This window comes from Streptomyces sp. NPDC042100 (assembly GCF_055582325.1).
Window position 1 is genome coordinate 63,398 of sequence record NZ_JBVJDK010000018.1, and the last position, 13,538, is coordinate 76,935.

Annotated in this window: 12 protein-coding genes; 5 read left to right on the forward strand and 7 right to left on the reverse strand. The window is 73.9% G+C overall.

Annotated features, from left to right (window positions below; genetic code table 11):
• Position 1: 1 nt before the first annotated feature.
• Positions 2-1,492 carry a DNA-binding protein NsdB gene (locus ACZ6J5_RS31600; protein ID WP_469397185.1) on the forward strand — a complete coding sequence of 497 codons (1,491 nt, stop codon included), beginning with the start codon at positions 2-4 and terminating at the stop codon, positions 1,490-1,492.
• A 124-nt stretch (positions 1,493-1,616) separates the two neighbouring features.
• On the opposite strand, the gene ACZ6J5_RS31605 is transcribed toward ACZ6J5_RS31600, so the two are convergent.
• Positions 1,617-3,047: a PP2C family protein-serine/threonine phosphatase gene (locus tag ACZ6J5_RS31605; RefSeq protein ID WP_469397187.1), complete on the reverse strand. Its 1,431-nt coding sequence runs from the start codon at positions 3,045-3,047 to the stop codon at positions 1,617-1,619.
• 214 nt (positions 3,048-3,261) lie between these two features.
• Between ACZ6J5_RS31605 and ACZ6J5_RS31610 the strand changes: the two genes are divergently transcribed.
• Together ACZ6J5_RS31610 and ACZ6J5_RS31615 are read left to right on the forward strand one after the other, a co-directional pair.
• Positions 3,262-4,956 carry a hypothetical protein gene (locus ACZ6J5_RS31610; protein WP_469397188.1) on the forward strand — a complete coding sequence of 565 codons (1,695 nt, stop codon included), beginning with the start codon at positions 3,262-3,264 and terminating at the stop codon, positions 4,954-4,956.
• Between the two features lie 60 nt (positions 4,957-5,016).
• Entirely contained in the window at positions 5,017-5,529 is a 513-nt protein-coding gene (locus ACZ6J5_RS31615; protein WP_469397189.1) for a GNAT family N-acetyltransferase, read from the forward strand.
• Here ACZ6J5_RS31615 and ACZ6J5_RS31620 read toward each other — a convergent pair.
• The 3 genes from ACZ6J5_RS31620 to ACZ6J5_RS31630 form a co-directional block, all read right to left on the reverse strand.
• Positions 5,507-6,796: an ATP-binding protein gene (locus tag ACZ6J5_RS31620; protein WP_469397191.1), complete on the reverse strand. Its 1,290-nt coding sequence runs from the start codon at positions 6,794-6,796 to the stop codon at positions 5,507-5,509. The two genes, ACZ6J5_RS31615 and ACZ6J5_RS31620, sit on opposite strands and share 23 nt — an antisense overlap.
• A 204-nt stretch (positions 6,797-7,000) precedes the next feature.
• Entirely contained in the window at positions 7,001-7,357 is a 357-nt protein-coding gene (locus tag ACZ6J5_RS31625; protein WP_469397192.1) for a DUF805 domain-containing protein, read from the reverse strand.
• A 193-nt stretch (positions 7,358-7,550) separates the two neighbouring features.
• Positions 7,551-7,910, reverse strand: coding sequence for an SPW repeat protein (locus ACZ6J5_RS31630; RefSeq protein ID WP_469397194.1), 360 nt, complete (start codon positions 7,908-7,910; stop codon positions 7,551-7,553).
• Positions 7,911-8,361: 451 nt separating this feature from the next.
• Here ACZ6J5_RS31630 and ACZ6J5_RS31635 point away from each other — a divergent pair, with 451 nt between their 5' ends.
• On the forward strand, positions 8,362-9,606 hold the full coding sequence (locus tag ACZ6J5_RS31635) for a cytochrome P450 (protein WP_469397196.1): 1,245 nt from the start codon (positions 8,362-8,364) through the stop codon (positions 9,604-9,606).
• On the opposite strand, the gene ACZ6J5_RS31640 is transcribed toward ACZ6J5_RS31635, so the two are convergent.
• Complete coding sequence (locus tag ACZ6J5_RS31640; RefSeq protein WP_469397197.1) at positions 9,581-9,964, reverse strand: VOC family protein; 384 nt, start codon at positions 9,962-9,964, stop codon at positions 9,581-9,583. The genes ACZ6J5_RS31635 and ACZ6J5_RS31640 overlap by 26 nt on opposite strands.
• A gap of 337 nt (positions 9,965-10,301) precedes the next feature.
• Between ACZ6J5_RS31640 and ACZ6J5_RS31645 the strand changes: the two genes are divergently transcribed.
• Complete coding sequence (locus tag ACZ6J5_RS31645) at positions 10,302-10,673, forward strand: cupin domain-containing protein (protein WP_469397198.1); 372 nt, start codon at positions 10,302-10,304, stop codon at positions 10,671-10,673.
• Between the two features lie 126 nt (positions 10,674-10,799).
• Here the strand turns inward: ACZ6J5_RS31645 and ACZ6J5_RS31650 are convergent, their stop codons facing one another.
• Together ACZ6J5_RS31650 and ACZ6J5_RS31655 are read right to left on the reverse strand one after the other, a co-directional pair.
• Positions 10,800-12,218 carry a sulfatase-like hydrolase/transferase gene (locus ACZ6J5_RS31650; RefSeq protein ID WP_469397200.1) on the reverse strand — a complete coding sequence of 473 codons (1,419 nt, stop codon included), beginning with the start codon at positions 12,216-12,218 and terminating at the stop codon, positions 10,800-10,802.
• Positions 12,218-13,327, reverse strand: a complete 1,110-nt coding sequence (locus ACZ6J5_RS31655; protein WP_469397202.1) for a TauD/TfdA dioxygenase family protein — start codon at positions 13,325-13,327, stop codon at positions 12,218-12,220. Before ACZ6J5_RS31655 ends, ACZ6J5_RS31650 begins: the two co-directional genes overlap by 1 nt.
• Positions 13,328-13,538: the final 211 nt, after the last annotated feature.

A 13,538-nucleotide genomic window follows, 5' to 3' on the forward strand; every position in this document is an offset into this window, starting at 1 on the left:
CGTGACCGGACAGACCAACACCCGCCTGGCGGACCTCTTCGGCCTCGCCGGGTGGTCCAAGGGCGAACTCGCGAGGCTCGTGAACCGGCAGGCGGCGGCCATGGGCCATCCGCAGCTGTCGACCGACACCTCGCGGGTGCGGCGCTGGATCGACATGGGGGAGACCCCGCGCGATCCCGTGCCCCGGGTGCTGGCAGCGCTGTTCACCGAGCGACTCGGCCGTGTCGTGACCATCGAGGACCTCGGGTTCGTACGACACGGGCGCGCCGGGAAGAGGCGGGACGTCAGGAACGACGACAACCCTGACGGGCTGCCCTGGGCGCCCGAGCGTACGGCAGCGGTCCTCACCGAATTCACCGGAATGGACCTCATGCTCAACCGACGCGGCCTGGTGGGCGCGGGTGCCGCGCTCGCCGCCGGCTCCGTACTGACCAACGCCATGCAGGACTGGCTGCACACCGACCCCGCACGACCCGGCGCCACCCCCCGCGCCGTCGATCCGATCCACGCCGATCCGGCGGGCTTCGACCGTTACGAGGCCGCCCCGATCGGCTCGGAGGAGATCGACGCGCTGGAGCGTTCCGTGGAGGTCTTCCGGGCCTGGGACGCCTCCCGGGGCGGCGGACTCCAGCGCAAGGCGGTGGTCGGCCAGCTCAACGAGGTGGGCGGGATGCTCGCCTACCGTCACCCCGACCACCTCCACCGGCGGCTGTGGGGCGTCGCCGCCAACCTGGCCGTGCTGGCCGGCTGGATGTCCCACGACGTGGGGCTTGAGCCGACCGCCCAGAAGTACTTCGTGATCGCCGCGCACGCGGCCCGCGAGGGCGGCGACCGGCCGAGGGCCGGCGAGGCGCTCTCCCGCGCGGCGCGCCAGATGGTGCACCTGGGCCGTCCCGACGACGCGCTGGACCTGATGAAGCTGGCGAAGTCGGGATCGGGGGAGCGGGTGCTGCCCCGCACCCAGGCCATGTTCCACACCATCGAGGCCTGGGCCCAGGCCTCGATGGGCCGTGGCCAGGCCATGCGGCGCACCCTCGGCGAGGCGGAGGAGCTGTTCGTCTCCGACCCGGGGAAGGAGAAGCCGAGCTGGATGCAGACCTTCGACGAGGCCGATCTGCACGGGATGCAGGCGCTCGCCTACCGCACGCTCGCCGAGCACGACCCGACCGCCGCGGTCCCCGCGCAGCGCCACGCCAAGCTGGCGCTGGAACTGCGGCGCAACGGCCACGACCGCTCGAAGCTCTTCGACCACATCTCGCTGGCCTCGGCCTGCTTCATCGCCGACGACCCCGAGCAGGCGGACCGCTACGCCCGCCTGGCGCTGGTGTCGATGGGGGACACCTCGTCGCACCGCACCTGGGACCGGCTGCGCGAGATGTACCGGCTGACCGGGCAGTACGCGGGCTACACGAAGATCGAGGACCTGCGCGAGGAGATCGCGACCGCGCTCCCGAAGGCGCCGGTCAACCGGCCCAGGACCGGGGAGGCGTGAGGCGCGTGGACGGGGAGGGAGAGCGCGGGGCCGCTCCGGCCCGTTCGCGGGGCTCGGGCGTGTCCTTCCGTGCGTGGCGTCGCGCTCCGGCGTGTCGTCCGTCGGCGGGGTCCGGCCAGGCCGGCTAGCCGCCGACCCGGACGACCATCACGCAGGCGTCGTCCTCGCGCGGTCCCTCGCCGAACTGCTCGACCACCGACCGTACGCACTCCTGCGCGTCGCGCGCCGCGGCCAGCCGGGGGGCGAGGGCCATCAGGCGTCCGGTGGCGTCGTCGTCGTGGTGGGCGCCGGCCGTGCGGGTCAGCCCGTCGGTGTGGAGGATCAGCAGGTCGCCGGGGAGCAGCGGGGTCTCGGCCTCCTCGTACGACCCGCCGGGTGTCGCGCCGAGGAGCACGCCCTCCGGCCGGGCCAGGGCGCGCACCGCCCCGCCGCGGAACAGCAGCGGGGCGGGGTGCCCGGCCTGGGACCAGGTGAGGATCTGGGAGGCGGGGTCGTAGCGGCAGCACATCGCGCTGCCGAGGGCCGGCTGGACGGAGGTCTCCAGGAGCTGGTTGAGGTGCCCCATCAGGGCGCCCGGCCGGATCCCGGCCACGGCCATGCCGCGGAGCGCGCCGAGCAGCATGGCCATCGAGGAGGTCGCGGCCACGCCGTGCCCGGTGAGGTCGCCGACGGTGAGCAGCGCGTCCCCGCCGGGGAGCGCGAGGGCGTCGTACCAGTCGCCGCCGATGAGTCCCGTGGAGGCGGCGGGGAGGTAGTGCCCGGCCACGTCCAGCGGGGCGGGGCCGCCGTGGGCGAAGCGCAGCGAACCGCGCCAGGGCGGCAGCACGGCCTCCTGGAGCTCGACGGCGACCCGGCGCTCGGTGTGCTCGATCTGCTGGTGGCGCTGGAGGCTGTCACGGCTCTCGCGGACCGCGCGCTCGCTGCGGCGCAGCTCGCTGACGTCGCGCAGCACGGCCCACATCGAGGCCGTGCAGCCGTCGGTGTCGAGCACCGGTTCGCCGGTCATGTGGACCGTGCGGACCCGGCCGTCGCTGCGGACGATCCGGAACTCGCCGTCGATCGGCTTCCCGTCGATCAGGCAGTCCGTCACCATCGCCTGGAGCACCGGCTGGTCCTCGGCGAAGACCAGCGAGGGCAGCTCGTCCAGCGACATCGGGCCGCTCTCCCGGGGCCGCCCGAAGATCTGGAACAGCTCGTCCGACCAGTGCACCTCGTCGGTCAGCAGGTCCCACTCGGCGCTGCCGACCCGGGACAGCAGGGAACCGGTGGCACGCGGGGCCGGCACGGCGTACGCGGCGGGCGAGTCGGGCGCCTGCTCGGCCGGGAGACCGGCCTTGAGCTGCCCTAAGTGCGCGCCGAGGTCGTCCAGTTGGCTCACGGCCAGATCGCACAGGGCGCGCTGCCAGCGGTTGCGCGGGTCGTCCTCGTCCGCGGCCGAGTCCCGGCGCACCGCGTCCACGTCCCCCCGCAGACGCCGTGTCTGCGAGATCAGCGCGTCCACCGTGCCCGGCTCGGGGGGCTGGGCGGGACGGTCCGCGAACAGATGGGACGGCATGTCGTACTCCGATACAGGCGACTGGGACCACACGGCACGGCCAGGGTCATGAAGTTGAAGCCCGGACACGACTTTCGCACAGGCCGGGACACCTCGTAAGGGATTTGGCAACACTCGATACGGTGGTGCTTCTGACATATGCCAAAGGCCCACCGGGTGACCGTCCGGTAGCCATCGGCATTTCGGCCACACCGACTCGGGTTACGGTGCTGGTGTGGTGAGCGACGAGGTGAACACAGTGGGTACGGCCCTCCTGCTGGCGGCTGCGCCGGCCGGAAGGGGACGGGCGATCGACGCGGCCTCCGTGCTGCCCGCGCTGGCGGCGGTTCCGGCCAGGGCTCTCACCGGTACGGACACGGCGACGGTGGTCGAACTGGCGGACCCGCTCGATCCGCAGACCGTGCTGACCCGGCTGCGCGCCGCCGCCGCCTCGCCGGGACCGCTCGTGCTCTGCCTGGCGGGCCAGCTCCAGCTCGACCGGCGCCAGCGGCTGCCGCACCTGGCGCTCGCCCGCAGCACCCCGACGACCCTGCGCTACACGGGACTTCCCTGGCACTGGCTGGCCACCGAACTGGCGCCGCGCCGACCCGGCACGACCACCGTCGTCGCCGACCTGGCGGCCGAACCCGAGCTCCTCCAGCGCCTCGCCGCCGAGCCCGGCACGCTCGGACTCGGGCCGTCCGTCGCGCTGTTCGCCCAGGTGGCCCCCTTCCCCAAGCGGGGCACCCCCTCGGCCCCGGAGTACCTGCGTCACTACGCCACGGTGTGGCGCGCGGGCGCCCGCCCCCCGCTCCCGGAGCTCCACGCGCAGGCGGCCCTGGCGGCGGGCGTCCCGGACGCGGTCCTGCTCGCCACCGCGCCGCCCCCGCACGAACCGCCCGCGCCCGCTGGTCCTGGGGCGGGTGTGCCTGTGGCGGGCGCGCCGGGTGTGCGGGGTGTGCCTGCTCTGCCTGTGCCGGGTGTGCCTGCCGCATCCGTGCCCGGTGTGTCCGTGCTGGGCGTGCCCGCTGTGTCCGTGCCGGGCGCGCCTGCCGCATCCGTGCCCGCCGTACCCACTGTCTCCGGGCCCGGCGTGCCCGTGCCCGGCGTGCCCGTGCCCGCCGGGCACGGATCCGGTGTGACCGGACCCGCGTCCGTGCCCCACGTGACGGTGCCCGACTCGCCGCCGACGCGCCGTCTCGGGGGCTCGCCCGGCCGTTCCCTGACGGCGCGGCGCGCGGGCGCGGGGGAGTTGGACCCTGCGCCGATCCCGGTCCCGGCCCCCCCTGCGGCCCCCGCCCCGGTCCGGGCGCCCGGTCCCGCACCGGAGCCGGTCGCGGCCCCCGTACCCGTGCCTGCCTCCCTAGGGGTCTCGGCGCCGCCCGTGCCCCCGGCACCGTCCGTCGCGCCCTCGGCGTCCGTGGCGTCCGTCGCGTCCGTCGCGCCCCCGGCACCGTCGGCGCCGCCCCGGGTGCCGGGCGTCGGCGTGGCGCGGCCGGCCGCGCCGGTGCGGTCCGGGGGCGGCGGGGATCCGCATCCGGCGATCCTGGCCGCCGCCATGGCGGGCCGGCACGGCGAGGCCGCCGCGATGGCCGCCGCCTGGGAGAGCGACGCCCTGCGCCGCCACGGCCCTCGGTCGGGCGAGGCGGTGCACTGGATCGAGGTGCGGGCCGACCTGGCGCGGCTCGCCGGGGAGCCCGCGCGCAGCTGCGAGCTGTGGATCGCCGCCGCCCAGGCCCGGCTGGGCCTGCGCCAGGGCCCCGACGAGCCGGACGTCGAGGGGGCCGTGGACCGGGCCCACCACCAGTGGGAGCAGATCCGGGACCAGGCCAGGGCCCGCGCGCTCGGCCCCGCGCTGGTCGAGCTGCGGCGGCAGGTGCCGGGGCGGCGCGCCGGAGCGCTCGCCGCGCTACAGCGCCGGCTGGGCTGAGGACCGTACCCCTGCCCGGACCACGCCCCGCCCCCCGGGGGGGGCTGGCATCATCGATACATGGCCCCTGCATCAGTCCAGCTCCGCACCGAGCGGCTCGTCCTGCGCCCCGTCCGGTCGCGGGACCTGTCGGCCGTGACGCGGCTGTGGACGGACCCCGAGGTGCGGCGCCACCTGGGCGGACCCGTGATCGAGTCCGTGGTGCGCATCCGGCAGCGGCGGATCGTCGGGGCGCCCGGCTTCCACGCCGTCGAGCGGACGTCCGACGGCGTGGTCCTCGGCCTGGTCACGGTGGAGCGGTACGGCCGGGACGGCGAGACGGAGGTCTCGTACCAGTTCCTGCCCGAGCACTGGGGGTGGGGCTACGCCCGGGAGGCCGTCGCCGCCGCCGTCGAGCGGGCCCTGGCCGACGCGCCGAGCGTCGTCGCCGTCACCCAGGAGGCCAACACGCCGTCGCGGCGGCTCCTGGAGGCCGTCGGGATGACCCACGCCGACTCCTATGTGGAGTGGGAGGCGCACCAGGTGCTGTACCGGGTGCGCCGGGGTGCGTTCAGAACCGGGCGTGGGTCGTGATGTCGGACTCGAACTGGGCGGTCATCTCCGGCGTGACCGTCGGCCGGCACTGGGCGATCGCGTCCAGGTAGTCCCCGGTGGTCGCGCCCGGCGCGGGTCCGTCCCCGGCGCGGGCGCCGATCGCGACCAGGTCCCGCTCGAAGGAGCTCTGCGCGGCGATCCGGGCCGCGTGCTCGATGTCGGCGGGGGTGAACAGTTCGCTGGCGAGGACGAGCGCGTCGATGTCGACGTCCGGCCGGGCGTCCGTGTAGCGGGACCAGATCGCCGCCCTGGCCGCCTTGTCCGGGGTGCCGATCGGGATCAGGTAGTCGAAGCGTCCGGGGCGCAGGAACGCGGGGTCGAGCGAGCGGATCGAGTTGGTCGCGCAGACCAGCAGCCGCTCGTCCCGCTCGCGGAAGCCCGGGATCAGTTTGAGGAGCTCGTTGGTCACCCCGTGCGTGCCGCCGGGGGCGGCGGGTTCGGTGCGTACGGGCGCGATCTCCTCGACCTCGTCGATGAAGACCAGCACCCGCTCCAGCTCGGCGATGCGGGCGAAGGCGGCACGCAGCGCCGCCGCCAGGTTGCCCTCGTCGGCGAGCCGGGACGGCAGGATCTCCACGAACGGCCAGCCGAGCCGGGAGGCGATGGCGCGGGCGAAGGTGGTCTTGCCCGTGCCGGGCGGGCCGAAGAGGCCGAGCGCGCGCGGGGGCCTGACCCCGTGCCGGGCGGCCCGTTCGGGCTCGGCGAGCGGCAGGACGACACGCCGTTCGATCAGGTCCTTCTCCCTTTCCATGCCGGCCACCCCGGCCCACAGGTCGGCGGGGAGCAGCCGGCCGCCGAGGTCGTCCAGGAGGCCCGCCGCGGGTCCGTGCAGCGGCTCGACCTTCTCGAAGTACGCCACGGCGGGCTGCCGGGTGTACCCGGCGTTCAGCAGGCCTTCGCCGACCAGCTCCTCCTCGGGCAGCACATAGGCGATCCGGCCCACCCGGGCGGCGACCAGGCGCCGTTCGAGCTCGACGAGCAGGGCGCTGGCCAGGCCCCGGCCGCGCCAGGCGGAGGAGATCGCGATCCGCATGACCCAGGCGCGCTCCCCGGCGACGCAGGCGAGCGCGGCGCCGATGGGGGTGCCCTGGTGCACGGCGACGACGGCCGGCTGCCGGGAGGTCAGCGCGCCGATGCACTCGGCGAGCGAGAAGACCGACTCCTGGCCGAGCTCGGCCGTGGTGTCGATCAGATGGACGACGGCGGCGAGATCGCTCTCGCGGTAGTCGTGGATGAGCCAGTTCACGGGTGGTACCGCCCCTCGTTGCCGCTGTCGCGCTCCGTGACGGCGAGGTTAGGTGGGCGGGCCGGGGCGGGGCCTGCGCCATCCTGCACAAGGAGGCGCGGCCTAACGCGCCGTACCGGCTCTATGCGGGCGGCGGGCCGCCGGGGACACGCGTCGGCCCCCGCGGCGGTGCTCGCGAGGGCCGACGCCTGACCGGCCGGTCCGTCAGGCGGCCCGTACGGCCTTCGGGTCGGGGCCGTAGGCGTTGTCGTGGGCGTCGCCTTCCAGGGCGAGGAAGACGATCAGGATGATGCCGCCGACGAGCGGGATCAGCTCGATCAGGATCCACCAGCCGGAGCGGCCGGTGTCGTGCAGCCGGCGGACCGCCACGCCGAGGCTGGGCAGCAGCACCCCGAGGGCGAAGAGGACGTAGAGCAGCGGGCTGGTGCCCAGGAGCGCGTCCAGGATCGCGACGATGATCGCCGCGATGATGTTGAACAGAACGTACATCCAGAATTCCTGGCGCCGTGCCCGCCCGGTGAACACCGCGTACTGCTTGAGAACGTCGAGGTACCAGTTCACTTCGTCCCCCCGAGGACTGGGTTGAGAGATGCCTGTTCCTGTGGGATTAGCTTTACGCAGAACTTATGTGGCTGAAACCAGGAGGGTCAATCCGTTACCGGGCGGCGGCCGTTCACAGGTACGGGCGGGGCGAAAGTGAATGGCGTCGCCTCCTCGTGCGAGGGGCGACGCCATTGCGGGTGGGGAATCCTGATCACGTCCTTCTCTTGCTCATGAGGAGTCCGCCCGCGGTGAGGGCGAAGAGGCAGACGCACGCGCCCGTGATCACATTGCTGAGGATCGCGCCGGTGCCGGCGTTCCGGGTGACCACCCACGGCGAGACGATCAGCCACGCGCCGAGCAGCAGGACCACGAAGTTGAGGTCCTGGGAGCGTTCCGGGGCCATCGACATGCAGAGCCCGAGTCCGGCGAGGGCGACGCCGACGATCAGGTTGCTGATGGCCAGTTCCGGGCTCGCCGCGGCGAAGTGGACGGTCCACGCGGACACCGCCGCGTAGAGACCGGCGATGATCACCAGTTCCTCCACCGCCGCCACGCCCCGGGTCTGCATCATGCGGGCATAGCGGTCCCGCATTTCACCCGCGTCGGGGTGTGCGCTGATATCACCTGGACGGTGAGAGACGTCGGCCATACGACTCGCCTCCTTCTGGCGTCCTGCACGTCTGACCGAGATCGCGGCACGGATGCCGCTGTTTCATTGTGCCCTTATCCTGCCTTTATGTGTAGATCTGTCCGGTAAGGGATCCATACAGAATTGAGCGCTTCCGTATGCGCGGAACGGCCAAAGGTGGGGGATGTTCAACAAAATTAGAGAAAGGATCAAGGAATTCCCGGAAGAGGATCAAGGGATTCCCGGAAGGAGATCAAGAGACTCCCGGGAAGAGGATCAAGAGATTCTCGGCATCGGCACCCGCGCCCCCCTTGAGTTGTCACGTCCCGTCCCCCATCCTCCGGCCAGGCCGCCCGCTCGCCCCGCCCGGACCGCCGACCCTGGAGAGGCCCCGATGAAGCGCGCTCCCGTCCTGGCCGAGGACGTCTTCACACCCGCCGCACTCGACGACCCGCACGCCCTCTACGCCCGGCTCCGCGCCGAGGGCCCCGTCCACCACCTGCCGGGGGCCGGACTCCACCTGGTCACCCGGCACGCCCAGGTCCTCCAGGTCCTCGACGACCCGGTCACCTACTCCAGCAACCTGACCGCCCTGTTCTTCGCCGGCGACGACGGACGCCCGGCCCTGCTCGACGCGGGCGGTACCGGAGCCACCGGGCCCGACGTCCTCGCCACCGCCGACCCGCCCGCCCACACCGGACAACGCGCCATCGTCCGGCACGCCTTCGGCCGGGGCTCCGTCGAGTCCTGGCGCGCCGCCGTCGAGGAGATCGCCGCGCCGCGCGTCGCCGCCCTCGTCGCACGGGGCGGCGGCGACTGGATGGCCGAGGTCGCCGCACCCCTCCCCGTACGCGTCATCGCCCGAGTCCTCGGACTCCCCGACACCGACGCCGACCGGCTCACCGCCTGGTCCGACGCGGGTGTCGAGCTCTTCTCCGGCCATGCCGGCGCCGACCGGATGATCCGCCTCGGCACCGCCATGAACGACTTCCGCGGCTACCTCCGGGACCGGCTCGACACGGCCGCCCACGCGCCCTCCGGCGGACTCGTCGACACCCTCGTGACCGCCCGCGCGCGTGGCGAGGTCACCGCCGACGAGGCCACCGCCATGCTGCTCCAACTGGTCATCGCCGGCAGCGAGTCCACCACCAGCCTGCTGGGCAGCGCCGTACGGATGCTCGCCGAGCGCCCCGGCCTCCAGGACAGGCTGCGCGGGGAGCCGGCGGCCGTGGAGCGCCTCGTGGAGGAGGCGCTCCGGCTGGAGAGCCCGTTCCGGGGGCACTTCAGGATCACCACCCGCCCCGCCGTGCTCGGCGGGGTGCGGCTGCCCGCCGGGGCCCGCCTGATGCTGCTCTGGGGTGCGGCCAACCGGGACCCGGCGGCCCACCCCGAGCCCGACGCCCTCGACCTGGACCGGCCCGCCCCGAAGGGGCACACCGCCTTCGGCCGGGGCATCCACTACTGCCTCGGCGCCCACCTCGCCCGCCTGGAGGCGGTGGTCGCGCTGCGTCTCCTGCTCTCCGCGACGCGGGCGATCGCCCTGCCGGCGGGCGAGACGCCCGGCTATCTGCCGAGCCTCTTCGTCCGCCGGCCGGCCGCGCTGCCGATCCAGGTCAGGGGCGGGCGTACGGTCGGGTGATGATCTCCATGTTGTGGCCGTCGGGGTCGGAGAAGTAGGCGCCCCGGCCGCCGAAGAGCCGGTTGATCCGTCCCGGCTCGGTGTGCTGCGGATCGGCGAAGTACGTCACCCGCATCCGCTCCAGCCGGTCGATCATGGTGTCGAACTCCTCGTCCGGCACGAGGAAGGCGTAGTGGTTGGGCGTGAACGGCCGGTCGGCCTGCTGGTAGTAGTCCAGGGTCACGCCGTTGCCGGTGTCCACGGGCAGGAACGGTCCCATCGGGGTACCGACGGAGAGGCCGAGCACCTCGGCCAGGAAGGTCGCGGACACCTGACGGTCACGGGCGTACACGACGGTGTGGTTGAGCTCGACGGACATGGAAGGGGGGCCTTTCGCAGGGTAAGCGCTTCGACTGTCACCTCGCCCCGTACCAGCGGTACGGGAGGGACGGCCGCGGCGGACCCCGCGCCCACCACCCGGCGGCGCTCACACCACGGCCGGGCGCCTGTCTCGATCACGGCCCATGGCCGACCCGGCAGTCATGGCCCCACAGTAGGCCGCGCGGAGCACGACCCACAACGGGGTTTACGGACACGGCGGCAGCCCCCCCCACAAGCCCCGCACCGCCCCCCTCACAGCCCCGCCACGGCTTCCCCGGCGTAGCCTGGAAGTGGACTCGGGGGTCTCATGTCCCACCGCCGGGAGGCGGACGACGATGACCGGAATCGTTTCCAGGAGCTTCGACTCCGCAGACGAGACCCGCCCCTTCGACGGGGCCAAGGGGCGGCTGGACCTGCTCAACACGGACAAGGGACAGATCGGCAGGGCCGTGTTCGAACCCGGCTGGCGGTGGACCGAGCACGTCAAGCCGCTCGCGGGCACCGACAGCTGCCAGGCGCACCACGTCGGCTATGTCGTGAGCGGCCGGATGAAGGTGGTCATGGACGGCGGCGACAGCGCCGAGCTCGCCCCCGGAGACTTCTACGAGATCCAGCCGGGGCACGACGCCTGGGTACTCGGCGACGACGCCTGCGTGGCCCTGGACTGGGTCGGCTTCGGCGACTACGCCGTACCGTCCGGTTCCTGACGGCGGACGGGACGGGCCCCCGGCCGGATTCCGGCCGGGCCGTCGGCGGGGCCCTCGGTAGGCCCTGGACGGGTAGGCCGGGGAGGGGCCGGGCGCGTACGGGTCGGCCGGGGACGTTCGCTTGCGTCAGGCGTGGCCGAAGCGCACCCCCTCCCACGGCACGCTCCCGTGCGGGAAGGAGTCGGGAGAGCGCTGGTCGAGGGTGCGCGGCGGGGCCGCCTCGATGACCGGCTCGGCCCCCTCCACCTCGCGCAGCCAGCCGGCCAGCGCGTCGCGCAGGCCGTCCGCCACCCGCCGGTGCGAGGTGAGCCCGGCCAGGTTCTCCAACTCGTAGGGATCGGCCGCCAGGTCGTACAGCTCGGTCTCGCGGTAGCGGTCAGCGTCCGGCTGCCGCCAGGGCTCCGGGCCGGGCGGCGCCGTCACCACGTACTTCCACCGGTCGGTGCGCACCGCCCGCCCGATGACGTCCTCGCTGATCTGCACGAACACCGAGTACGGGCGTTCCGGGTCGGTACCGCCGCCCACCAGCGGCAGCAGCGAGCGCCCTTGGACGCCCTCGGGCACCTTCAGCCCCGCCGCGTCGAGCAGCGTCGGCATCAGGTCCACCGTGGAGACCGGCTGCCGGACCAGCCCGCCGCCGCGGAAGCCGGGGCCGGTGAGGGCGAACGGGACGCGGACCGAGGCCTCGTGGGCGGACCGCTTGTACTCGGCGTTGCGCGTGCGGAAGTGCGAACCGTGGTCGGCCGTCCAGGCGAAGACGGTGTCGTCCTCGATGCCCAGGCTGCGGAGCGCGTCGCGCAGCCGCCCCACCCCCTCGTCGACCCGCTTGATCTGCCCCAGGTAGCCGCCGAGGTGCCGGTGCGCGCCGCCCTGGTCGGAGCCGGGACTGAGCGCCGCGAGGTCGGGAGGCAGCCAGCGGCCCTGATAGCGCTCCCGGTAGCCGGCGGGGGCGGGGTAGTCGTCGGTGGGGTTCTGATGGTGCGGCTCCAGGAGGGAGAGGAAGAGGAGGAACGGGCGCTCGTGGTGATCGGCGACGAAGCGGATCGCCGCATCGACCAGGGCGTCCGAGCGGTAGCCCGGCAGCCGGACCGGCTCGCCCTCCTCGTCGTACACCACCGTCCGGTACGCGTCGGAGGTGAACTCCAGGCGGTCCGAGGCGAGCCAGCGCCCGTAGCCGCCGCGCCGGCCGGGCGGGACCGGGCCGTCGGGGCTGTCCTCGCCCGCCAGGTGCCACTTGCCGATGTAGCCGGTGACGTACCCGGCCTCGGCGAAGGAGCCGGCGAGCGTGGGGAGTTCCGCTCCGAGCGGAAGTCCGTTGCGGAACACCCCGGTGGCCGTCGGATAGCGGCCCGTCTGGAGGGCGGCACGGGCGGGCGCGCACACCGGATTGGGCGTGACGGCCTGCTCGGCCAGCGTGCCCTCACGGGCCAGCCGGTCGAACTCGGGGGTCACCCCGGCGGGGTTGCCGTGCGCGCCCGTGGTGTCCCACCGCTGCTGGTCGGTGAGGACGACGACGACGCTCGGCCGGGCGGCGGCGGGCGGCATCAGGCGGAGGGGGCGGAGGGGACGGCGGTGGCGGCGGGAGTCTCGGGTATCCCGGAGGCGGCGGCGGGCGCCGCCGTCGAGGCGCCGGAGGCGATGCCGAAGGCCGGGTCCGGCACGCCCTCGGGCGCGAGCAGGACGGAGGCGCGCCCGTCGACGCCGACCGGGACATCGCCGTCGATGGTCACCCGGCGCAGCTTGCGGTCGTGGGCGTCGGAGTCGTCCACGCCGTAGTGCTGGGTGGCCCGGTTGTCCCAGATGGCCACGTCGCCCACCTGCCACTGCCAGCGGACGGTGTTCTCGGGCCGCTCGACGTGGGACTGGAAGAGGTCGACCAGGGCGCGCGAGTCGGCGCCGGTCAGCCCGCTGATCCGCTGGACGAAGTTGCCGAGCAGCAGGGTGCGCTCGCCGGTCTCCGGGTGGACCCGCACCACGGGGTGCTCGGTGAGGAACTTCGTCGAGGCGAAGACCTCCCGGAAGCGTACGAGCTGCTCGGGCAGGGTGTCGGGACGCAGCGCCGCGTAGTCGTAGTCGTTGGAGTGCACGGCCCGCAGCCCCTCGGCGAGGACGCGCAGCGGCTGGGGCAGGCGCTCGTACGCGGTGGCGGTGTTGGCCCACAGGGTGTTGCCGCCGTACGGCGGGATGACGACGGCGCGCAGGATCGAGAAGGCGGGGTAGGCGGGGACGAAGGTGACATCGGTGTGCCACTGGTTGGCCCGGCCGCCGTAGTCGGAGTCGATGGGGAAGGAGTAGCGGCCGTCCGCTGAGGGGACGGTGGGGTGGGCCACCGGCGTGCCCAGCAGGCGCCCGAAGGCCTCGTGGGCCTCCTCGTCCAGGTGGTCCTGGCCACGGAAGAAGACGACCTTGTGTGCCAGGAGGGCGGCGCGGATCGCGGCGACGGTCCCGGGGGCGAGGTCGCCGCCGAGCCGGACACCGGAGATGACGGCGCCGATCCGGCCGCCGACCTTCCGGACGGTGAGCCCGGAGTCCGTGGCGGCGGGGGAATCGAGGGAGCCGGGGGACTCGGGGGACTCGGGGGACTCGGGGGACTCGGGGGAGGCGAGGGGGCCGGGGGACTCGGGGGAGGTCGTGGGGGCGGTCGAGGTCGTCATGGCGGATCCCTTCGAGGCGGGGTGCGGAGTTAATTTCGCAGGGGAAGTAATGAGGACGCCAGAGGGCGGACACCGGGAGGACCGGCCGGCGGCCACGGATGGGCACCGGAGAGCCGGACGGTGCGGCGGGGCGATGCCCAGGACCATCGCAGCGCCCCCGGTGGACCGTCAACGATCCACAGGCCCGGCGGAGATCGCGCCGGAGTGGTTG

Coding starts and splice junctions, on each gene's coding strand:
- ACZ6J5_RS31655 (WP_469397202.1), bottom strand. CDS start 13,327: ATGACGACCTCGACCGCCCCCACGACCTCCCCCGAGTCCCCCGGCCCC.
- ACZ6J5_RS31635 (WP_469397196.1), top strand. CDS start 8,362: ATGAAGCGCGCTCCCGTCCTGGCCGAGGACGTCTTCACACCCGCCGCA.
- ACZ6J5_RS31630 (WP_469397194.1), bottom strand. CDS start 7,910: ATGATGCAGACCCGGGGCGTGGCGGCGGTGGAGGAACTGGTGATCATC.
- ACZ6J5_RS31605 (WP_469397187.1), bottom strand. CDS start 3,047: ATGCCGTCCCATCTGTTCGCGGACCGTCCCGCCCAGCCCCCCGAGCCG.
- ACZ6J5_RS31650 (WP_469397200.1), bottom strand. CDS start 12,218: ATGCCGCCCGCCGCCGCCCGGCCGAGCGTCGTCGTCGTCCTCACCGAC.
- ACZ6J5_RS31615 (WP_469397189.1), top strand. CDS start 5,017: ATGGCCCCTGCATCAGTCCAGCTCCGCACCGAGCGGCTCGTCCTGCGC.
- ACZ6J5_RS31645 (WP_469397198.1), top strand. CDS start 10,302: ATGACCGGAATCGTTTCCAGGAGCTTCGACTCCGCAGACGAGACCCGC.
- ACZ6J5_RS31640 (WP_469397197.1), bottom strand. CDS start 9,964: ATGTCCGTCGAGCTCAACCACACCGTCGTGTACGCCCGTGACCGTCAG.